General features: G+C 67.1%; 19 protein-coding genes. 11 read left to right on the plus strand and 8 right to left on the minus strand.

All coding sequences use genetic code 11. The features are described from left to right. Positions 1 to 37: 37 nt before the first annotated feature. Positions 38 to 1,516: an aldehyde dehydrogenase family protein gene (locus tag KTR9_RS15530; RefSeq protein WP_014927164.1), complete on the minus strand. Its 1,479-nt coding sequence runs from the start codon at positions 1,514 to 1,516 to the stop codon at positions 38 to 40. A gap of 119 nt (positions 1,517 to 1,635) precedes the next feature. Next, positions 1,636 to 2,814, minus strand: coding sequence for a thiolase C-terminal domain-containing protein (locus tag KTR9_RS15535; RefSeq protein ID WP_014927165.1), 1,179 nt, complete (start codon positions 2,812 to 2,814; stop codon positions 1,636 to 1,638). Positions 2,815 to 2,944: 130 nt separating this feature from the next. On the opposite strand from KTR9_RS15535, the gene KTR9_RS15540 reads away from it, so the two are divergent. Then, positions 2,945 to 3,379: a Zn-ribbon domain-containing OB-fold protein gene (locus KTR9_RS15540; protein WP_014927166.1), complete on the plus strand. Its 435-nt coding sequence runs from the start codon at positions 2,945 to 2,947 to the stop codon at positions 3,377 to 3,379. Between the two features lie 41 nt (positions 3,380 to 3,420). Here the strand turns inward: KTR9_RS15540 and KTR9_RS15545 are convergent, their stop codons facing one another. Beyond that, entirely contained in the window at positions 3,421 to 4,599 is a 1,179-nt protein-coding gene (locus KTR9_RS15545) for a thiolase family protein (RefSeq protein ID WP_014927167.1), read from the minus strand. Between the two features lie 125 nt (positions 4,600 to 4,724). Here KTR9_RS15545 and KTR9_RS15550 point away from each other — a divergent pair, with 125 nt between their 5' ends. The 5 genes from KTR9_RS15550 to KTR9_RS15570 all read left to right on the plus strand — a co-directional run bounded on the left by KTR9_RS15550 (position 4,725) and on the right by KTR9_RS15570 (position 9,726). After that, a complete protein-coding gene (locus tag KTR9_RS15550; RefSeq protein ID WP_014927168.1) occupies positions 4,725 to 5,495 on the plus strand; it encodes an SDR family NAD(P)-dependent oxidoreductase in 771 nt (256 codons plus the stop codon). A 44-nt stretch (positions 5,496 to 5,539) separates the two neighbouring features. Beyond that, positions 5,540 to 7,108 (plus strand): AMP-binding protein, encoded by a 1,569-nt coding sequence (locus KTR9_RS15555; protein ID WP_044507997.1) that lies wholly within the window; start codon positions 5,540 to 5,542, stop codon positions 7,106 to 7,108. After that, the gene (locus KTR9_RS15560; protein ID WP_083888974.1) at positions 7,068 to 7,910 is read left to right on the plus strand and encodes an enoyl-CoA hydratase-related protein; all 843 of its coding nucleotides are present in this window, start codon (positions 7,068 to 7,070) and stop codon (positions 7,908 to 7,910) included. Before KTR9_RS15555 ends, KTR9_RS15560 begins: the two co-directional genes overlap by 41 nt. 101 nt (positions 7,911 to 8,011) lie before the next feature. Further along, the gene (locus KTR9_RS15565) at positions 8,012 to 8,863 is read left to right on the plus strand and encodes a mycofactocin-coupled SDR family oxidoreductase (protein WP_014927171.1); all 852 of its coding nucleotides are present in this window, start codon (positions 8,012 to 8,014) and stop codon (positions 8,861 to 8,863) included. After that, positions 8,860 to 9,726, plus strand: a complete 867-nt coding sequence (locus KTR9_RS15570; RefSeq protein WP_014927172.1) for an NAD(P)-dependent oxidoreductase — start codon at positions 8,860 to 8,862, stop codon at positions 9,724 to 9,726. The genes KTR9_RS15565 and KTR9_RS15570 overlap by 4 nt, the downstream gene beginning before the upstream one ends. Positions 9,727 to 9,760: 34 nt before the next feature. On the opposite strand, the gene KTR9_RS15575 is transcribed toward KTR9_RS15570, so the two are convergent. Further along, on the minus strand, positions 9,761 to 10,618 hold the full coding sequence (locus KTR9_RS15575) for an acyl-CoA thioesterase (RefSeq protein WP_014927173.1): 858 nt from the start codon (positions 10,616 to 10,618) through the stop codon (positions 9,761 to 9,763). 86 nt (positions 10,619 to 10,704) lie between these two features. On the opposite strand from KTR9_RS15575, the gene KTR9_RS15580 reads away from it, so the two are divergent. Next, positions 10,705 to 11,778, plus strand: coding sequence for a hypothetical protein (locus tag KTR9_RS15580; protein ID WP_014927174.1), 1,074 nt, complete (start codon positions 10,705 to 10,707; stop codon positions 11,776 to 11,778). Here KTR9_RS15580 and KTR9_RS15585 read toward each other — a convergent pair. From KTR9_RS15585 to KTR9_RS26705, 4 genes are read right to left on the minus strand one after another with little or no spacing between them, the layout of a single operon-like run. Next, the gene (locus KTR9_RS15585; protein ID WP_044506853.1) at positions 11,771 to 12,553 is read right to left on the minus strand and encodes a FadR/GntR family transcriptional regulator; all 783 of its coding nucleotides are present in this window, start codon (positions 12,551 to 12,553) and stop codon (positions 11,771 to 11,773) included. The two genes, KTR9_RS15580 and KTR9_RS15585, sit on opposite strands and share 8 nt — an antisense overlap. Before the next feature lie 34 nt (positions 12,554 to 12,587). Further along, on the minus strand, positions 12,588 to 12,779 hold the full coding sequence (locus KTR9_RS15590) for a ferredoxin (RefSeq protein WP_014927176.1): 192 nt from the start codon (positions 12,777 to 12,779) through the stop codon (positions 12,588 to 12,590). Positions 12,780 to 12,828: 49 nt separating this feature from the next. Next, the gene (locus tag KTR9_RS15595; RefSeq protein ID WP_014927177.1) at positions 12,829 to 14,490 is read right to left on the minus strand and encodes an AMP-binding protein; all 1,662 of its coding nucleotides are present in this window, start codon (positions 14,488 to 14,490) and stop codon (positions 12,829 to 12,831) included. A 34-nt stretch (positions 14,491 to 14,524) separates the two neighbouring features. Beyond that, positions 14,525 to 16,804 carry an acyl-CoA dehydrogenase gene (locus KTR9_RS26705; protein WP_014927178.1) on the minus strand — a complete coding sequence of 760 codons (2,280 nt, stop codon included), beginning with the start codon at positions 16,802 to 16,804 and terminating at the stop codon, positions 14,525 to 14,527. A gap of 151 nt (positions 16,805 to 16,955) precedes the next feature. On the opposite strand from KTR9_RS26705, the gene KTR9_RS15605 reads away from it, so the two are divergent. From KTR9_RS15605 to KTR9_RS15620, 4 genes are all read left to right on the plus strand, one after another. After that, positions 16,956 to 17,702, plus strand: coding sequence for an enoyl-CoA hydratase/isomerase family protein (locus tag KTR9_RS15605; RefSeq protein ID WP_014927179.1), 747 nt, complete (start codon positions 16,956 to 16,958; stop codon positions 17,700 to 17,702). Positions 17,703 to 17,734: 32 nt separating this feature from the next. Further along, positions 17,735 to 18,886 carry an acyl-CoA dehydrogenase family protein gene (locus tag KTR9_RS15610; RefSeq protein WP_014927180.1) on the plus strand — a complete coding sequence of 384 codons (1,152 nt, stop codon included), beginning with the start codon at positions 17,735 to 17,737 and terminating at the stop codon, positions 18,884 to 18,886. 1 nt (position 18,887) lies between these two features. Then, the gene (locus KTR9_RS15615) at positions 18,888 to 19,832 is read left to right on the plus strand and encodes an acyl-CoA dehydrogenase family protein (protein ID WP_014927181.1); all 945 of its coding nucleotides are present in this window, start codon (positions 18,888 to 18,890) and stop codon (positions 19,830 to 19,832) included. A 237-nt stretch (positions 19,833 to 20,069) separates the two neighbouring features. Next, positions 20,070 to 20,561 carry a hypothetical protein gene (locus KTR9_RS15620; protein WP_044506857.1) on the plus strand — a complete coding sequence of 164 codons (492 nt, stop codon included), beginning with the start codon at positions 20,070 to 20,072 and terminating at the stop codon, positions 20,559 to 20,561. Positions 20,562 to 20,570: the final 9 nt, after the last annotated feature.

The raw sequence follows: 20,570 nt of genomic DNA on the forward strand, positions 1-20,570 counted from the left end.
CCCTTTCGGTCGGATGGGGCCAGGTGGGCGGACGGGGTCACTCGGGCACCCGGATCTGCTTGACCTCGAAGAAGTGGTCGAGTCCCTCGGGGCCGCCTTCGCGCCCGATTCCCGACTGCTTGTAGCCACCGAACGGCTGCGCCATCGCGGTACCCGGGCTGTTCACCGCCACCACGCCGGCGTCGAGGCGGTCGGCCACGGCGAGCGCGTGCTCGAGATCGGTGCCGAACACCGCTGCGGCCAAACCGAAGTCGGTGCCGTTGGCGATACGCACCGCGTCGTCGACATCGCGGTAGGTGATCAGGCTGATCACCGGTCCGAAGACCTCGTCCTGGGCGACCGCGGAGTCGGGTGCCACGTCGCCGAGCAAAGTCGGAGCGAAGAAGTAGCCGTTCTCCATCCCCGGCAACGACAACCGTTCGCCGCCGGCGAGAACGCGGGCGCCGGTGTCGACGGCCGCCGCGACGAAGCGCTCACACCGCGCAACTGCATCCTCGTTGACGAGTGGGCCGATGACCGTTTCAGCGGCGGCCGGGTTGCCGACCGGCAGCGACGCGAACGCGCCGGCGAGCAGTTCAGACCACAGGTCGAGGCGATCCTCGGGCACCAGAAGACGCGTGAGGGCGGTGCACACCTGTCCCGACTGCCCCAGTGCGAGCGGGATGAGCAAGGGCAACACGGCCGCGGGGTCCGCGTCGTCGAGGATGACCGCGGCACTCTTGCCTCCGAGTTCCAGGGTCATGCGGGCCATGTGGTCGGCAGCCGACTTCATCACCGCGCGGCCGGATGCGGTACTGCCGGTGAAGCTCACGAAATCCACGCCGGGATGTGCCACGAGATGCGCGCCGACCTCGCGACCCGCGGGCAAAACGGAGATCACACCAGGCGGCAGTCCGACCTCGTCGAACACCTCGGCGAGGAGGTAGGACGCCAACGGCGTCGACGGGTCCGCCTTCACCACGATCGAACACCCGGCGAGCAGAGCCGGCGCGATCTTCGCCGCGGCCAGCGCGGTCGGGGCGTTGAACGGGACGATGGCGGCGACGACACCGACGGGCTCGCGGCGGATGACGGTCTTGTATCCGGCGCCGGTGCGAGTCTCCTCGGTCTTCAGCTCGGCGGCCAGATCCGCGACATCACGCCAGATCTGCGACACGGTCTGATTGACGAACTCAGCGAACGAACGCGGCAATCCGAGGTCGGCGACCAGTATCGAGAGGAACGCCTCGGACCGGGCGTCGAGCGCCTCGGCGATGGCCACGAGTGTCGCGGCACGCTCGTCGGGTGCGCGTCCGCTCCACACGGCGGAGTCCAGTGCTTCGCGCGCGGACAGCACTGCTCGGTCGACATCGTCGACGCCCGCAGCGGCCAGAGTGGCGATCGACGTTCCGGTCGTGGGATCGACGACGGTGATCTGTTCGCCGCCGGCCGGCTTCTGCCACTGTCCGGCGACGTAGATCGCGTCCCGGTCCTTGATGGGGTTCGCGGTGGGAGTGGAATCGAGGGTGCTCGTCATGGTTGCTCCTGGTGTGGCTCCGCGCTCACGGCGACGCAGCGAATCGCTTAAAGAGTTATTTCTTTAACGTGATTAAAGCCACAACGGAGGCCGACGTCAAGGGGGTACGAGCGGATCGCTCAGACCGGCGAGGAAACCAGCAGACAGCCGGCCAACGGACCGCCACCGGCGGTCGCGACGGCCAGCTCGGCCCCGGCGACCTGGCGCCGGTCCGCCTGACCGCGAACCTGGAGGCAGGCCTCATGGAGCATGCCGAAACCGTGCAGCCGCCCACCGGACAGATGACCACCCTGCGTGTTGACCGGCAGTTGCCCGCCCAGCGAGATGCGCTCGCCGCCTTCGACGAAGGCGGCACCCTCGCCTCGCCCGCAAAAGCCGAGAGCCTCTAGCCACGTGATGGCGAGGTAGCTGAATCCGTCGTAGAGCAGGGCGACGTCGACATCCGACGGAGACAGATCGGTGCGCTGCCAGAGTCGCTGCGCCGCACCGGTGGCCGCCATCTGAATCATGTCTGGCGACTGATCCCAGTAGGCACTGACCCGCATCCCGGCCCCCACGGCTTCGATGCCCACCGAGGCCTCGGGTCGTGGGCAGGCATCCTTGCGGGACAGGATGACGACGGTGCTCCCGTCGATCGGGACGTCGCAGTCATACAGGGACACCGGATCGGAGATCATCCGCGCACCCAGATAGTCCTCGATCGACATCGGCTCCCGGAACAACGCTTTCGGATTCAACATCGCGTGCTTGCGCTGCGCGACCGCCAATCCGCCGAATTGTTCTCTACTGGCACCGAATTCGTGAAGGTAGCGCTGCATGTACAGCGCCACCCACGGCGCTGCACTGGCAAGGCCGTACGGCATGAAGTACTCGACCGTCTGGTTCAGCGAAGCCCGCGGTCGACCGGTGACGGCCGCGCGTCCGGCGGCACCCTGTGCAGTGGACTCCGTCATCGTGCGATAGCAGAGCACGTGGTCGGCGAGACCGGACGAGATCGCCATCGCCCCTTCGATGATCGGCCCGAACTGGCCCATCGAATGGGGCATCCCGACGATCCAGTCGAGATCGAGGCGCAGCGCCTCCTTCAGCTCGTATACGCTGACTGGCCCGAAGCCCGGGTCGTCGTGCATCGACGGGTAGGCCGACAGTCCGTTGACTTCCGCACGAGTGAGTCCGGCATCGGCCAAGGCCACCCGGGTCGCCTCGACCGTGAGGTCCAGGCCGGATCGTCCGAGGCGGCGCCCCACCGCTGACTGCCCGATTCCACTGATCACCACGTCGGACTCGAAATGATGCATCGACCTCGACCTTTCAACGGTCATGGCGGCGACTGTCCGCACGCCGTAAAGTTAGTATAATCATCTATCGAATTGAGTCGAGTACCGCGACTCGTCGGTACCCGGCGTCGATCGAACCCAGGAGCTTTCCATGACCCCCTCCCGCGATCTGGCCGCAGACCCCCTGGCCGAGAGCCGGGTTCTACCACCTGTCACCGAGGCGAACGCCGCGTTCTGGACGTCAGGACTGACGGGGACCTGGCAACTCCCTCGCTGCTCAGAGTGCCGCAGGTTCATCCACCCGGGACAACCCCGGTGCCCGTACTGCCTCACCGACACGCTCCGCCCGGAGGCCGTCACGGGCGACGGGACCGTGTTCACCTACACCGTCAACCGCTACCCGTGGCTGCCCGGCTGGAAAGTGCCGTTCGTCGCGGCGGTGGTGGAACTCGACGATCAGACCGGCCTCCGGGTCACCGCCAATCTGATCGACGTCGATCCCGAGGACGTGCAGATCGGCATGCGCGTCACCGTCACGTTCATCCACACCCAAGACCGTGCGGTACCCGTGTTCCGTCCGCTCTGACGCCGACGGGCCGGCGACTCGCCGGCCCGTCTCGGTTCGCCTCAGTACACCTCGAGCACGACCGCCCCGGCCTGCCCCCCGCCCGCGCACATCGCGGCGACACCGGTGCCGCCGCCGCTGCGTCGGAGTTGATGGATCAGTGTGGTGAGCATCCGGGCACCCGATGCCGCGACCGGATGGCCGAGGCTGCAGCCGCTGCCCAGCATGTTGACCTTCTCTTCACTGATACCCAGGCGGCGACACGCCGCGATGGGCACCGATGCGAACGCTTCGTTGATCTCCCACACGTCGACGTCGCCGAGATCCACTCCGGCCTTGCGCAGGGCCAGTGGCACGACATCCACGACACCCATGCCCATGAGCGCCGGCTCGATCCCGACCGCGGCCCAGGATCGGACCCGCGCGAGGACCGGCCATCCCTGCGCGGCGGCGAGGTCACCGTTCGCGAGCGTGAGTGCGGCCGCGGCGTCGTTGACGCCGCTGGCATTGCCTGCCGTGATGGAGAATCCCTCGATCTCCGGATGGAGCGGGGCGAGCGAGGCGAGCTTCTCGTAGGTACTGGTTCGACGCGGGTGCTCGTCCACCGCGAAATCGCGGTACGAACCGTCGAGCTGAAGAGCCTTCACCGAGACGATCTCATCGTCGAACAGACCCTCATCGATGGCTGCGATGGCACGCTGATGCGACCGAAGCGCCCACCGGTCCATCGTCTCTCGATCGATGTCCGCGGCGCGGGCGGTGTTCCAACCGACGGTGATCGACATGTCCCGGTTGGGCGCCGCAGGCGAGTCCGGATGCGTGGGACTCAACCAGTTCTCGACGAACTCATCGCTGGTGCCTGGCACCCGCCAGCGCATCGTCGGTGCCGTCGACGTCGACTGCACGCCGCCGGCGATCACGACGTCGTTCATGTCGGCACGAATAGCCGCCGCCGCGTTGCCCACCGAAGCCAGACTCCCCGCGCAGTGCCGGTTGACCGCCTGGCCGGGGACTCGAACCATCCCGTTGGTCACTGCCGAGTGCCGAGCGATGTCGCCCCCGCCCCAGCCGGATTCGGCGAAGATGACATCGTCCACCAGATCAGGGTCGACCGTCGACCGGCGCAGCGCCTCCCCGACGGCCTCGTGTGCGAGTTCCAGCGCGGTGGTATTGGCCAAGGAACCCTTGCGCGCGGTGCCGATCGGCGTTCGAACGGCACTCACAATCACTGCGTCGGTCACTGTTACCTCGTTTCGTCAGCCAGCCACAGGATGCGGCTTCGGGATGTGGGACCTTGTGCGCCAACCCCGATTGGGTATAAAAAGTTAACCATATCCGAAACAGCTCACAGTAGGAGACGACAAGTATGATTCTCGAAGGCGGCTCGGCGATCGTGACCGGCGGCGCGGGCGGGTTCGGCGCGGCCACGGTTCGGCGGCTCGTCGAGGCCGGAATGAAGGTCGTCATCGCCGATCTCGCCGAGGAACGCGGTCAGGAACTCGCGGCGGAGCTATCCGGTTCCGCCGTGTTCCGCAGCACCGACGTGACCGATGAGGAGTCTGTCCGCGCTGCCATCGCGGCCGCCTCTGAGCTGGGTCCGCTGCGCGTCGCCGTGATCGTGCACGGCGGGTCGGCGGCGCGCGCCCGCATCGTCGACCGGGACGGCAAACCCTACGGACTCGAGCGTTTCCGCAAGACGGTCGACATCTTCTTGTCGGGCACTTTCAACGTGATGAGTCAGGCGGCGGCCGCGATGACGGCCAACGAGCCCCTGGAATCGGGACAGCGAGGCGTCGTGATCAGCACGGCCAGCATCGCGGGCTTCGAGGGCGCGCCCGGTCAGACCGACTACTCTGCGGCTAAGGGCGGCGTGATCGGACTGAATCTGACCGCCGCTCGCGACCTGGCGCCCGTCGGCGTGCGGGTCATGTCGATCGCCCCCGGCACGTTCTTCACCCCGGCTTACGGCATGAGCGAGGACGACGCGCAGGCCAAATTCGGTCCGGGCGTCCCCAATCCGAAGCGCATGGGGCACGTCGAGGAGTACGCGTCTCTCGCGCTTCACATCGCCGAGAACGACTACCTGAACGGTGAGGTCATCCGCATCGACGGGGCCCAGCGCTTCAACGCACGGTGACCGATGCCCACGCACCGTCACAGTGGAACGGACGCGGAGACGACATGAACGAACCCGAGCTCGACTCGTCCTTCGAACCGCTGACGCCGGTCACGTACCTCGAGCGCGCGGCCGTGGTGCACGGTCACCGAATCGCCGTCGTGGACGGTCCGGTACGCCGCACTTACGCCGAACTCCTCGAGCGATGCCGTCGTCAGGCCGGGCTGCTCGCCGAACTCGGCGTCGGGCCCGGCGACCGTGTGGCGGTCCTCGCTCCGAACAGCGCGATGCTCCTCGAAGCCCACTTCGGTGTGGCGATGGCGGGCGCGGTGGTGGTCACGCTGAACACGCGACTCGCTGCAGCCGAACTGCGCTACATCGTCGAGCACGCGGGCGCTGATGTCCTCCTTTACGACGACAGCCTGGCCGCAGTGGCCGAGACGCTGGGTGTGGCGACCGCCATGGACTCGACGACCTACGACAACCGCGTGGGCAGCGCAGCGCAACTGCACCGTCGGCTCACCGACGAACGCGGGCCGATCGCGATCAACTACACCAGTGGTACGACCGGCAAGCCGAAAGGCGTTGTCTATCACCATCGCGGCGCCTATCTGCAGGCGCTGTCGATGGCCTACCACGCGCGGCTGGTCCCCGAGACCGTTCATCTGTGGGTGCTCCCCATGTTCCATTGCAACGGGTGGTCGTTCCCGTGGGCTGTCACCGCCGCCGGCGGGACACACGTCTGCGTGCGCAAGGTCGACACCGGCACGATCTGGGAGAAGATCCTCGACGAGGGCGTCACCAGCATGAACGCCGCCCCGACGGTGTTGATCGACCTCGCCGCGCACGAGCGCGCCATCCGCGTCGATCACCCGATGGCCGTGGGTACCGGCGGGGCCCCGCCCTCCCCGTCGTTGTTGAAGGCACTCGCCGACCTCAACATCTCCGTCACCCACCTGTACGGTCTCACCGAGACGTTCGGACCGTCGGTGCTGCGCGAGTGGCAACCGGAGTGGGATGCGCTGCCGTTGACCGAGCAGGCTGTGCTGAAGTCGCGGCAAGGCAATGCCAGTGTCGTCGCGCAATTGCTGCGGGTCGTCCCGGACGGGGACCCGGCCCGAGTCGACGTTCCTCCCGACGGGCAGACCGTGGGCGAGGTCCTCATCCGCGGTAACACCGTCGCCGCCGGTTACCACGACGATCCCGACGGCACCCGCGACGCATTCGGCGGCGGGTGGTTTCGTACGGGTGACCTCGCAGTGGTGCATCCCGCGGGTGAGATCGAGCTGCGGGACCGGCGCAAGGACGTCATCATCTCCGGCGGTGAGAACATCGCTTCCATCGAGGTCGAACAAGCGATGTCGCGTCATCCTGCGGTATCCGAGGTAGCCGTCGTCGGGGCACCGCATGAGCGCTGGGGTGAAGTACCGGTCGCCTTCGTGACCCTCAGGTCCGGCCAGGAGGTGACCGCGGACGAACTCATCGAGTTCTCGCGCACCCACCTCGCCGGATACAAGGTGCCGCGACGCATCGTCTTCACCGACCTCCCGAAGACCGGGACCGGCAAGATCCAGAAGTTCGCCTTACGCCGCCATGTGCAGGACGGCGCCGACGCCACCGGCGTCGGGACCTGACCGGAAAGGGTCGACTGTGACCGAGTCCGTGGTAATCGTCCAAGAGGGCCATACGCTGGTGATCACGATCAACCGGCCCGAGGTCCGCAACGCAGTGGACATGAGCGTGTGCCTGGCGATCGGTGATGCCCTCGAGGACGCCGAACAGGATCGCGACATCCGCACGGTGGTTCTCACCGGGGCAGGTGAACAGGCCTTCTGCTCCGGCGCAGATCTGAAGGCGATCGCCAGGGGCGAGCCGATCATCCCGCCCGGACGGGAAGCATGGGGACTGGCCGGCTACGTCAACCACCCGATCTCCAAGCCGACGATCGCCGCCGTCAACGGCCTCGCGCTGGGCGGGGGCACCGAACTCGCTCTCGCCAGCGACCTCATCGTCGCCTCCGAAAACGCGGTCTTCGGACTGCCCGAGGTGAAGCGAGGACGAGTTGCCGGCGCCGGTGGCGCCTTCCGTTGGACGCGGCAACTTCCCGAACGCCTGGCCCTCGAACTCCTGCTGACCGGTGGATCACTGAGCGCCGAAGCAGCTCTCGAGCACCATCTCGTCAACCGCGTGGTCCCCGCCGACCGCGTCCGGGCCGAGGCGCTGCTGCTGGCCGACGCCATCGGTGCAAACGGTCCGGTGGCGGTACAGGCCACCAAACGGATAGCCAAGGGCATCAGCGACGGTTCCGTACCGGCCGAGGCGGGTTTGTGGGAACACACTGCACGCGAAGCCGCCGCTGTCAACGCCTCCGATGACGCGCGCGAGGGCCTCGCCGCCTTCGCCGAGAAGCGGGCGCCACAGTGGACCGGACGCTGACGAGCGACTGACACGAGCTGCCGGCGAACGATCCGGACGACGACAGTTCACAACCATCACGGGCCGGGCACCTCGGCACGACCGAACGTAAGGAGTAACCAATGACAGGTAGGGTTGCGGGCAAAGTCGCCCTGATCACCGGTGCCGCACGAGGACAGGGGCGCAGCCATGCCCTGGCGTTGGCACGCGAAGGTGCCGACATCATCGCGGTGGACATCTGCGCACAGCCGGAGTGGATGAACTATCCGCTCGCCACGCCCGATGATCTCGCCGAGACGGTGGATATGGTCAAGGGCCTCGACGGTCGAATCAGTCCCCATATCGTCGACGTACGGGACAAGGCCGCCCTCGCCGCCGCCGTCGACTCCGGCGTCGCCGAACTGGGCCGGCTCGACATCGTGATCGCCAATGCCGGGGTGTGCCCGCTCGGGGAGGGCGAGCCCGACTCGGTGTGGCTCGAGACCGTGTCGACGAATCTGACCGGCGTGCAGAACGCGATCGACGTGGCGCTCCCCCACCTCCAGGCGGGTGCATCGATCATCGCGACCGGTTCATTTGCCGGTCTGACACCACAGGGCGTCAAGAACGGGCCCGGCGGCGCCGGCTACTCGTATGCCAAGCGCGGCGTCGCCTCGCTGGTCAATGCTCTCGCGATTCAGCTCGGCCCCCAGAACATCCGGGTCAACGCAGTGCACCCGGGGAACTGCAACACCCCGATGCTCCACAGCGCTCCCATGTACAAGGTCTTCCGTCCCGACCTCGAGGACCCGAAGCGGGAAGATGTTCTGGACGCCTTCGCGACCACCCAGATCATGCCGGTGCCTTATGTGGAGCCCGAGGACATCAGCAACGCGGTCGTGTTCCTGTCCTCCGACGAGTCGCGCTATGTGACGGGCCTGCAACTCAAGGTCGATGCGGGCGCCCTGCTCAAGGCGGGGGTGACCGGCCTGTGAGTGGGCAACCGCTCTCGCCCGGCACCACCCCGGCGGCCGGACCGCACGTGGGGTTCATCGGCGCGGGCAGCATGGGCACCCCGATGATCCATCGTCTCCTCGATCGTCAGGTGCCTGTCACCGTTTCGGTGCGCCGACGCGAGGTCGCCGAGGAGCTGACCGCCGCAGGGGCACACGTGGTGGACACACCCGCCGCTGCCACCCGCGGCCGCGAGCTGGTCGTCGTCTGCCTCTTCGACGAGCCGCAGCTCGAGGACGTGGTGCTCGGTGACGACGGCGTCGCGGTTCACCTCGACGCCGGTGCAACGCTCGTCATTCACACCACTGCCGGACCCCGCCTGATCAGCGCAATCGCCGATGCCGCCGCGCGCCGAGGCGCTCGGGTTGTCGATGCACCGATCAGTGGCAGTGCGACCGACATTCGCGAAGGTCGCCTCACGGTTCTGGCCGGCGGCGATCCCGACGCGGTGGACACCGCCGAGCGTACGGTCACGGCCTATTCCGGTCGGTACCTTCCGACGGGCGGTCTCGGCACCGCGAGCACCATCAAGCTGATCAACAACCTGTTGTTCACAGCCAACGTGCAGATGGTCGCCGAAGCGGCGCGCATCGGGCAGGATCTCGGTGTCGATCCGGCCGTACTCCTGTCGACAGTCAATCAGTGCAGTGGCGCCTCCGACGCGATGCGTCGGATGTCCGCCGAGCGCAGTGTCGCCGCCTTCGGCGAACGCGTCGGCAAATATCTGAGCAAGGACTCTGATTCGGCTCTCACTCTTGCGGCGTCGCTCGGGGTCGAGACCCGGCTGTTCGGGCACGTCGTCGTCGAGGGTCCGCTCGACCTAGGTGTGACCGCGGCCCGATAGGGCCGCCGTCGGGTGCCTCGATCCGGGCACCCGGTCACGGCTCCAGGAGCAATGCGCTCTGCGTGAGGGTCGCGGCCCGGTGCCCGCTCGTGGCGTAGACGCCGGCGACCACGGTGACGATACCGTCCGTGGCGCCGGCGAGCTCGCGATCGAAGAGCAGGATGCTGCCGACGAGATCTGGCCGGTGGACGGTCATCGTGTGCGTGAGGGTGGCCGGAACCGCGGATTCGCGCCAGATCAGGCCGGTACTGTAGGCCACCGGGTCGAGCATGGACAGATCGCTCGCATAGCCGAGACCCGCGATCGCCCGCTCGGGGTCCAACTCGCGCAGATCGCAGTACCCACGGCTCCGTCGCGGCACGCATCCGGTGTGCGCCGCCACCCGCGGCGGGTCATCGACGAACCGCATCCCGGTCCGCTCATATCGGGGAATCGCTGCGCCCGGCACGTCGACGCCACGTACTTCGTGTTGTTCGACAGCCCGCCTGGTGGGGATCGGCGGCATGTCGGTCATTTTCTTCCCCTCGGGCAGATCCACCGCCCCGGCGATCTCCTGGCCGGCGAAAAGCGCCGTGGCGGTGAACAAGAGCTTGCCGCCCTGGTGGCCCTCGACCCGTCGACTCGCAAGACGGCGTCCGGTGAGCAGCCGCTGCACCGCGTAATCGACTCCGCGCTCCTCCTTCCCCGGGCGGAGGAAGTCGATCTGCAGCGACCGCAGGACCGAGCCGCTGACCGTCTCAGACGCCGCGATGACGGCCTGTGCGATGGCATGGCCTCCGTAGAGGCGTCCACCCCCATCCGGGGCCGGCGACCCCGCGTAGCGGTCCACACCGGTCCGTCGCAGTGTGAGGATGTCGTCGAGCGAGATGACGCTCTCCGTGTCGCCGGTCATACCGAACTCGCGTCCCTAATTTAGTTGTATTATATATCTGATTGTGACGTTCGCTGGTCCGAGCCCACCGATGATCGAGGAGTGCAATGTCTGATCTCGACGATCGACTCGCGCTGCTGCGCAGCACGATCGGCGTCCCCGTCCCGGTCGAGGGGTGGAACCGACAGGTCACCGCCGAGTCGGTTCGGCACTTCGCGGCCGGTATCGGCGATGACAACCCTCTGTGGGAAACCGGCGGACGAGTGCCGCCGACCTATCTCTACAGTTGCAGCAGCGTCGGGCGACCGGCCGATGCCGTCCCCCCGGCACCGTCGTCGTACCTGCCGGGATTCGCCGCGCTCTGGAAGGGCGACCGGTGGACGTTTCACTCCGACGTCGAGCTCGACCGTTGCGTGAGGACGACCGTGGAACTGGCCGGCGTGGAGGTCAGGACGTCACGCAGCCGTGGCCGGGTCGTCGAGCTGGAGGAGCGCTACTGTTATCACGTCGACGACACACTGCTCGCCGAATGCCACAAGCGCACCATGCGGTTCGCACGCGCCGACAAGGCACTCCCCCGCGCTGCCGACGCGCCCGCGCCACCGTCATACACGCTTACCGAACTCGACGACCTGATGCGTGAGTCGTTGCGCGAGAGCCACTCCGACTCTCGACCGGTTTTCGGCACCGACGTTCGCGTGGGCGATCGACTGGGCACGCTGGTGAAGGGCCCGCTCACGGTGACTTCCATCATCGCCTGGTTGCTCGGCTGGGGCTCCCCGCTGGTGCTCACCGACCGGCCGGCCCACCGGATGTGGTCGGAGGACCCGGCGTCGCGATTGTTCGGCGAGAACGGGTATCCCGACACCGCGGAAGCCGGACACTGGGACACCGACATCGCGCGACAGAACGGACTCGCGCGCGGCTACGACTTCGGCGCCCAGCGGATCTCGTGGCTCGCACAGCTCGTCACCGACTGGTGCGGCGACGTCGCGACAATCGTAGACCTGGATGCAAAGTTGTTGGCACCGAACCTGATCGGTGACCTCACCCGCATCTCGGGGGAGGTCGTCACGGTCGGTGACGACGGGCGCGTCGAATGCACGGTGCGGTCCCGCAATCAGCGCGACGAGATCACGGCGGCCGCGACCATCGCGGTGCTGCCACGCTGGGCTAGCTGAGCAGATCGATGACCGTGCCCGGTACCACGTCGGTCATGGTCTCCGACACACCGTCGAGGTGCTGACGCCACAGCGCGTCAGCGCCCTCGACGTCGCCCGCGGCGATGAGCCGGTACAACTTCTTGTGCGCTTTGAGCGCGGTGGCCGTCGATTTGGGGCGGCGCATAGTCGACTGCGTTGTCACGAAGTTCTTGCTGGCCAGGTCGATGATCGTGCCGATCATCGAGTCGAACAGCGCCAACGTCTTGTTGCCACTCATCTCGACGACGATCGTGTGGAAGTTCCGCGACAGGAGAGGCAGCCGGCTCTGGTCGGCGAGGGGGTCGGACAGCACACGTTCCGCCTCGGCCAGGTTCTCCTCGAGCCGGCGGAGTCCTTCCTTGTTGGGATCGGCTGCTGCAAGCGCCGCGGCGGGGGCTTCCATCACCGCGCGAGCGACGTACACATCGCTCAACTCGGCGCGTTCGAACTGCAGCATCAGACCCGCGTGCCGTGCGGCCACGTCAGCGTCCGGCAGGCGCACGCGCGCCCCACCCTTGGCGCCGCGCCGCACCTCGATGAGCCTCTCCGACTCCAGAATCCGATACGCTTCCCGCAGCGTGGGGCGCGAGACCTGATACGTCTCGGTGAGCTGGTGTTCGGGCGGAAGGCTGTCGCCCTCGACCAGCTCACCGCGGATGATCTGCCGGCGCAGGTTGGCCGCCACCAGCTCGGCAGTCTTGGGCACGCGGAACCCGCCGTTGGGTACGGCGGCGTCCACCGGCTGCATTGTCATGGGGTGATGGTAACGGACCGCGCCCGAAACTCGCTTAATCTATGACCTCGATCGCGTTTTCCGGGCACGCGTCGGCGCCGGAAATGGCATCCTCCTCCTGCGCCGGGGGCACCAGCATCTCGGTGATCGCGCAGTAGCCCTCGTCGTCCAGTTCATAGACCTCTGGGGCGTACACCGCGCACCGCCCGTGGCCCTGGCACGCGTCTCGGTCGACGACGATCTTCAATGTCTTCTCCTTGTCAGTGGCGGAACGGTGAGTGCTCAGCAAAGCGGATTCACCGTCGGAGTTCGAGGTCGGATTCCTCGCGGTCCCAGGTGTCGGGGGTGACGCCCTCGTTCCTGAGTTCGAACTTCAGGATCTTTCCGAGTGCGTTCTTGGGCAACTCATCGCGAATCTCGACGTACCGGGGCACCGCGAAGTACGGCAAGCGGTCCAACGACCATTCGCAGAGTGCGTACGGGGTCACCGACTCACCCTCACGGAGGGTCACCGTCACCTTGACCTCGTCCTCGGTGAGCTCACTCGGCACGGCGTACACCGCGCATTCCCGCACCGCGGGATGCTGATGGAACGTCGACTCGAGCTCGTAGGACGAGATGTTCTCGCCCCTGCGCCGCAGATAGTCCTTCTTGCGGTCGGCGAAGTACAGCCAGTCATCGTCATCGAAATAGCCCAGGTCACCGGTGTGGAACCACAGGTTCCTCATCACCTCGGCCGTAGCGTCCGGACGACGCCAGTAACCGGCGAACATGATGTTGGGGCGACGGGGTCGCACAACGATCTCGCCGACCTCACCCGCCGGGACCTCACAGTCCTGGTAGTCCACGATCCGGACGTCGAAGTCCGGCCCCCGACGACCCGCACTCCCGGGCGGCGGGGTTGCCGACGCGTCGGCGAGGGTGACGAGCGAGGCCTCGGTGAGACCGAATGCGTTCGAACCGAAGATCTCCCCGCCGAACCGCTGTTTCCATTGCTCCTGCAATGAGGCCGGGAACGGCGCACCGCGCACGACACGGAGCTGACCGAAACACCGCTTCTCCGCCTCCGTCTCGGGGGCATTGGCGACCATGGTCAACATCGCACCGAGCAGCGTCGCAATCCGCGCACCGCTCTCCTCGATCTGACGCCAGAATCCCGACACACTGAACCGCGTGGCGAGGTAGACCCTGCTGCCGATCATCAGCGTGGACAGGACTGCCGTCGATGCCGCGTTCATGTGGAACAACGGAAGTGCCGTCCATGCCACCTCATCGGGCGTCCGGCCGGTCCCGATCAGATACTGACGGGCCAGATTGCACACGTAGTTGTGGCTGATCATGCACCCCTTGGACGGCCCGGTGGTTCCAGAGGTGTAGATGAACATCGCGAGATCGCCGGGTGCGACCGAAACCATCGGCACCGGCGGGTGACCGGCCGAAGCCGCGGTCAGCTCGTCGAGACGCTCAGTGCGCCAGGGCATTTGATGGTCGGTCGCATCCCGGGTGACGACCGTGGTCACCTCGGGTACCCCGTCGGCCACGGCCACGAGGCGCTCGACGAACCGCGACTCGGTGATGACCACGGCGGCGCCGGAGTTCTCGATCTGGTGGCGCAGGAACTCACCCTTGTTCGCGGTGTTGAGCGGCACCCAGATGGCCCCAAGCCAGTTCACGGCGAACCACACCTGCGCGCACTCGACGCTGTTGTCGAGCAACATCACGACCCGGTCCCCGCGCGCGACCCCCAGCGACGCCAACCCGGCGGCGAGTGCGGCGGCGGACTCGGCGAGGTCGGCGTAGCTGTGCACAACGCCGTTGTTCTCGAGGAAGGGGCGGTCGGGCCATTCGCGTGCAGCCCGCTCGAGTAATTCGTTGACGGTTTCCTGTACCCCGCTCGACCATTCCACCGGGGGCGCCTGCGCGGCAGTGGCGTCGGGATGTAGTGCTGTCTCGGTCATCAAAGGTTCTCCTCCTGTGCTGTGGGCACCACAGCTATCGCGGCAGACCCAGAACTTTCTGGGCGATGAGGTTCTTCATGATCTCGGTGGTACCACCGGCGATGGAGGCCGACCGGGATCGAAGGTACGAGGTTTCGGTCACGGCATCCGGTTCGAGCGCATCGATTCCGCTCGACGCCAGCCGGAGCTCACCGAGTGACTGGGTGACCTGACTCCAGGCGAGCTTGACAACCGACTGTTCGGGACCGGGCGGCGTACCTGACTCGATCGCCGACAAGATTCTCTCGCCGTGCAGATCCAACAGGCGCGCACGCGCCGCGGTCTCGCCCAGTTCCCGTGCGACGTCGTCATCGAGCAGCGCGGGATCGATGCGATCGAGGACGTCGCGCACGGTCTGCTGAAGTCGGGCGGCAAGGGCGACGACGCCGGTCCGCTCGTACGCGAGGGTCGTCCGACTGACCGACCATCCCTCTCCTTCGTCGCCCAGGAGTGACGACACCGGGACCCGCACGTCGTCGAAGAAGACCTCGGCGTATCCGGTGGTGCCGTCGAGCTGGACGATCGGACGGCGCGTGATGCCCGGTGTGTCGATCGGGACCAGCAGCATGGTGATACCCGCGTGACGCGTCGTCTCGGGGTCGGTTCGGACCATCAGTTCCATGTGCGTCGCATCCAGACCGTCGGTGGTCCAGATCTTCTGGCCGTTGATCACGTAGTCGTCGCCCTCACGCACAGCCCGGCAGCGGAGTCCGGCCAGATCACTTCCGGCCCCTGGCTCGCTGAAACCCTGGCACCACACCTCGTCGGCAGAGAGGATGGCCGGCAGATGTCGCTGTTGCTCGGGGGTGCCCAGGGCGATCAGTGTGGGCCCCACGTTGTTGATCCCCAGGATGCCGGCCATCGTGGGCGCGCCCGCGGCCGCGAGCTCGCGTTCGCAGTCGACCTGTTGCCGCACCGTGAGGCCACGTCCGCCGTGGGTCTGCGGCCATCCGAGGCCGATCCACCCCCCGTCGAACAGGCGGCGCTGCCAGGCGCGCCGGGCGGCGAAGGTGTCGTCGGCACCCCACTGGTCCCGATGCGCGGCCAGCGCGTCGGCGATGAACGACCGGAACTCGTCGACCACGGGATCGGCCGGCGGGGTCACCATCGCCTCATCGGTCCGATGAACCGTCGGCGCGGATGCCGGGCCGAGCAGCCTGGCCTGCGCCCCGGCCTTACGGAAGGCATGGTGGGCGGTCGACTCCCAGGTGAAGCCGAGCCCGCCGAGGACCTGGATCAGTGCTGCCGATGCGACGCGCAGGGCCCGGGTCGCCTGATGATGCGCGAGCTGCGCGGCCGCGCGCTGTTCTCCATCGTCCGGATCCGCGCCCGCGTCCAGCACGGCGCCCAGATGTCGCACCGCCGTCGCGGCCAGCTCGGTCTCGACGAACACGTCGGCGAGTCGGTGGGACACGCCCTGGAATCGTCCGATCGGCGCACCGAACTGCGTGCGGTCCTTCGCGTGCTCCACCGCCTGGCGCAGAGCTCGGCGGCAGACGCCCACCTGCTCGGCAGAGAGAGCGAGGGTTGCGGCCGCGTGGGCCGCGGACAACGCACACCGGGATGCCGGTCCCTCGAGTACGACGGTGGCGTCGACACCGTCGAAGGAGACGGCACCGAGCGGGCACAGCAGGTCGAGACCGATGCGAGAGGTGACGACCGCGTCGGCGGCCGGCACCATCACCACGATCACTCCGTCGGGCGTCACCGCCGGTACCAGCAGGAGGTCGGCCGACGGACGGAGGTAACAATCGACCCGTCCGGTCAGCGTCACCGTCCCATCGGAGTCGGCCTCGGTGGCGACGACGCTCACCGAATCCTTGTCGGCCCAGTCGGCCGCTCGCCAATCCGCGGCAACGGTCACCCGAGCACTTCCGTCGGCCACCCGACCGAGGAGAGTGTCGTCGTTGTCGTCCCGGTGCAACAGGATCATCGTGGCCGCGAAGGAGGCCGCCAACGGAGTGGGCACCAGCGCCAGACCCAGGCGTTCGGTCGCCGACACGACATCCAGCCATCCACCACCGAACCCGCCACGAGCCTCCGAGACCGGCACCGCGGGCAGTCCCGCATCGGTCAGCACAGACCATGCGAGCTCGTCGTCGGCCTCGGCGCCATCGCGTCCGACCGCCCTCAGGGCATCGTCGTCCCATATCGACGCGACCGCCGCGGACACCGCGTCGGCGAACGCGCGATGATCGTCGGTCTCCACGGTCGACTCGAGCCGGCCGATGGACCCGGCATCCGCGCTCGTGTGAGCTTTAGCGCTCGTCGTCACTGGGCCTCCTGAGTGTTCGCCATCACGTCTAGAATTAGCATAAATAGGTAGATAAAACATAGACTTATCGGGGCTGGACGTCCATACTCGTCCGAGGGCCGGAGTCGGCCGCAGTGGCCCGGTGGCCGGGCGAGGATGCAAGCAGGAGGAGATGACCGTGGGTGTGGTGCTGACAGTTGAGTCCGGTGCGGCCGTGGTGACCCTGGACTGGCCGGAGAAGCGCAATGCGCTCAATCCCACCGACGCCGACGAGATCGTAACCGCGATCGACGAGGCCGGGCGATCGGACGCGGCTCTCGTGATCGTGACCGGCAACGGCGCCTTCTGTTCCGGTGGCGATCTACCGGCCTTCGCCGAGATCTCGGCCACCCACACCCCCGAGCAGGTGCGCGACACGGTCTACAGCCGGATGCAGCGGATCATCCGCGCCTTCCAGCAGTGTCCCCTGCCCACCGCCGCGGCCGTCGACGGTGCCGCGATCGGGCTGGGCCTGGACATCGCTCTGGCCGCCGACATGCGGTTCGTTGGCCCCCGGGGTTGGTTCCGTCAGGGCTGGGCGAACGCCGGACTCATCCACGGTGTCGGCGGCATCGGACTGCTCCGCCGCTTGGACGGTTCGCTCCTGTGGCGCCTGCTCGCCGACCAGGAGCGCATCGACGCCGATCTCGCCGAGCGACTGGGCCTGGGCGAGAAGGCCGAGCCGACTGCGATCGACGCCGCCCGCGAGCGCGCCGTCAAACTCGCCACACATCCCCGCCATCTCCTCGAGTCGTACGCGCGGCTCGCTCGTGAGGACTGGCCGTCGGACAGCCACTTCGACGCCTCCGCAGACATCCAGGGGCAGCTCATCGCCTCCGCCGAGTTCCGCGCGCTGACCGCGCAGGTCCTCGGCAAGTAATCACATCGGTCCGGGAAGGAACGAAGGACACCATGGATCTCGATTTCTCCGAAGACCAGGAGCAGTTCCGCGCCGAACTCCGCACCCTCCTGGAAGCCCGGCTACCCGACGACTGGGTCGGCATCTTCCACGGGCCGGACGACTATCTCGACCTCAGCTTCGACGTCACCCGTGAGATGGCCGAGCGCGGTTGGCTCACCCAGACGTGGCCAGAAGAGTACGGCGGTCAGAACGCCTCGAACTGGCGCCAGGTGGTGCTGCAGGAGGAGGCGTGGGCGTACTTCGAGCCGCGCGGCGGCCAGTACATGGGCGTCAACTGGATCGGACCGGCGATCATCGAGTTCGGTACCGACGAACAGAAGGCGAAGTACCTCCCACGCATTGCCGCCGGCGATGTTCAATGGGCACAGCTCTTCTCCGAACCGGGCGCCGGGTCGGACCTGGCTGCGCTGCGGACGAAGGCGACACCCAGCGGCGACGAGTTCGTCATCAACGGCGAGAAGATCTGGACCAGTTACGGCGACTTCGCCGAGTTCGGCGTCCTCGTCGCGCGATGCGAACAGGGTTCCGAACGGCACGCCGGGCTCGTGGTGTTGCTCATCGACATGTCCACTCCCGGCGTCGAGGTCAAGACCATCTCGACGCCCCTCGGCAAACACAAGCTGAACTCCGTTGTCTTCACTGACGCGGTGATTCCCGCCGACGCCGTGCTCGGGACTCCGGGCAATGGGTGGCGAGTGGCCATGGCGTCGTTGGCCTTCGAGCGAGTCGGTGTGGCCAGGTACGCCAGATCCACCCGCATTCTCGGCGAGCTGGAGCGCCTGCCCGAGGCCGACCGTCCGGACATCCGCCGCGACATCGCCGGCGCTCTCGCCTCCGCGCGCGTGGCCGAGCTGATGAGCTACCTGGTCGTCGACATGAAAGAACGTGGCGAGGTGCCGACCTGGCAAGGTAGCGCTGCCCGGGTCCACAACGTCACTCTGGAACAACGGGTCGCGGCCATCGCCGACCAGGTACTCGGTACCAGTGCACTCGCCGACTCGCACGACACCTGGGCTGTCGAGGGCGGCGAGATCGAGGACTTCGTCCGGCTGGCACCTACCGGGACTGTCACCGCCGGTGCATATGAGATCCAGATGGGCATCATCGCGCAACGCGGTCTGGGTCTGGAGAGGATTCGCTGAGATGGACTTCGTACTTCCCGATCACACTGCCGGGCTGGTCGACGAACTGCGTCGGTGGACACGAGACCGTCCGCTGTTCGAGGTTTCGGAGACCGACGATGCGAACGGCTGGAAACAGTTGGTGGACTTCGGAATCTTCGACCTGGAGGCGCAGGGCGGCGACATGCTCGACGTCGTCTGTGCCATCAGCACGATCGCACGCGCACCTCTGCCGGGCCCGGTTGTCGAAGCCGAGCTCGCGGCCCGCGCCAATCCCGAATTGGCAGACGAGGTCCTCAGCCGTGGCAGCGTCATCACAAGTGTTGGCCCCTGCGCCGCCGACCGGCAGGTCGTCGGCTGGGGAGCACGCGCGGACGCAGTCGTCTCGACCGTCGACGGCACCGCACTCACTCGGCAGCCCTGCCCTGCCGTCCACAACGCCTACGACATGCCGCATGGCTGGCTGGAGGGCTCCGTCGACGGCGCGGACCCGCTCGCGGCTCGCCGTTGGTTGCTCGCCTCCGCCTCCGCACTTGGCCTGGCATCCGGCGCATTCGAGATGACGATGCGACATGCCAAGGACCGCACCGTCTTCGGCAAGCCGCTCGCATCCCGCCAGTCGGTCCAGGTTCGGCTAGCCGAGTGCTCGATGCTCCTGCAGGGTGCCGAGGTCGCCGTGTACGACGCAGGGTGGCGGTGGGCTCGCGACGACGACCGGGCACACGCGTCGGCCGCCTTGACCTGGTTGTACACCCTGGAGGCGACCGGCAAAGTCCTGGCGCACGCACACCAGCTGTTCGGCGCGCTGGGCTTCTGCAACGAGACGGGACTGATACGCCTGAGCGCTCAAGCCCGGTGGTTGCGCCTCTCGGTGCCGGACACCGCCGCAATCGAGTACGTCACCAGTACCCGCACTCGGGCCGCGGGCACTCCGCCGTCACTGGTCCTTCGCGGATTCGACGGCTGATTCAGATTTTTCGCGCTCGCCTCGAGCTCCCGCGGCCACCCGATCTGGTCACGCGGGAGCTCGAGGCGATCGTCCTCGTGGAATGAGCGTGTACTTGGTGGACAGGTACTCGTGGGGGAGCACAGTTCTCGGTGCATTGTGACGTAAGGTCTGTCGATCGCGACTTGGAGGGCGTTCCGATGGCGGTGTCGGTGCGCCGCTCTGCTCACTAGGCGGTTCGTTGTCTAGGCTGCTTGGGTGGGTAACTACGTCGACAGCTGGTTCTCTTACGAGACTTTGCTGACTGCCACGTGGAGTTCGGACGTCGGCGTCGTGGTGACGTCGAGTGTCCTGCCCATGGCGTGGACGCGCGCGCTGAAGCGGATCGGCCGTGACTTGCGTGTTCGCCGCTTCAACGGCGCTATCGCCCATATTCGGTTCAAGGCAGAGCATCTCCAGATTCGCGAGGATGACGAGCAGGATTACGTCTGGCTGTCGAGCGACGTCACCCCTGAGGGCGGCGTGTCTCACAGGATGGGGCATTCCGGTGAAGGGGTGTTGGCCACTGCCGGAGAAGAAGCTGTAGCTGTCAGCTGTGCAACTCTGGTGCAGGACCAGGTTGAGCGGACAGGGATCATGTGGCCCCGCGGCCGCGCGGGAGGCGCCATGGGCGCAGTTCTCATCGACGGGGTAGCAACACGGAGTGGCCGCGACGGCGAGCAAGCGGCGATCGGCTCCCTCCCCGCCTAACTTTCGAAC

This window comes from Gordonia sp. KTR9, from assembly GCF_000143885.2.
GTDB lineage: Bacteria > Actinomycetota > Actinomycetes > Mycobacteriales > Mycobacteriaceae > Gordonia.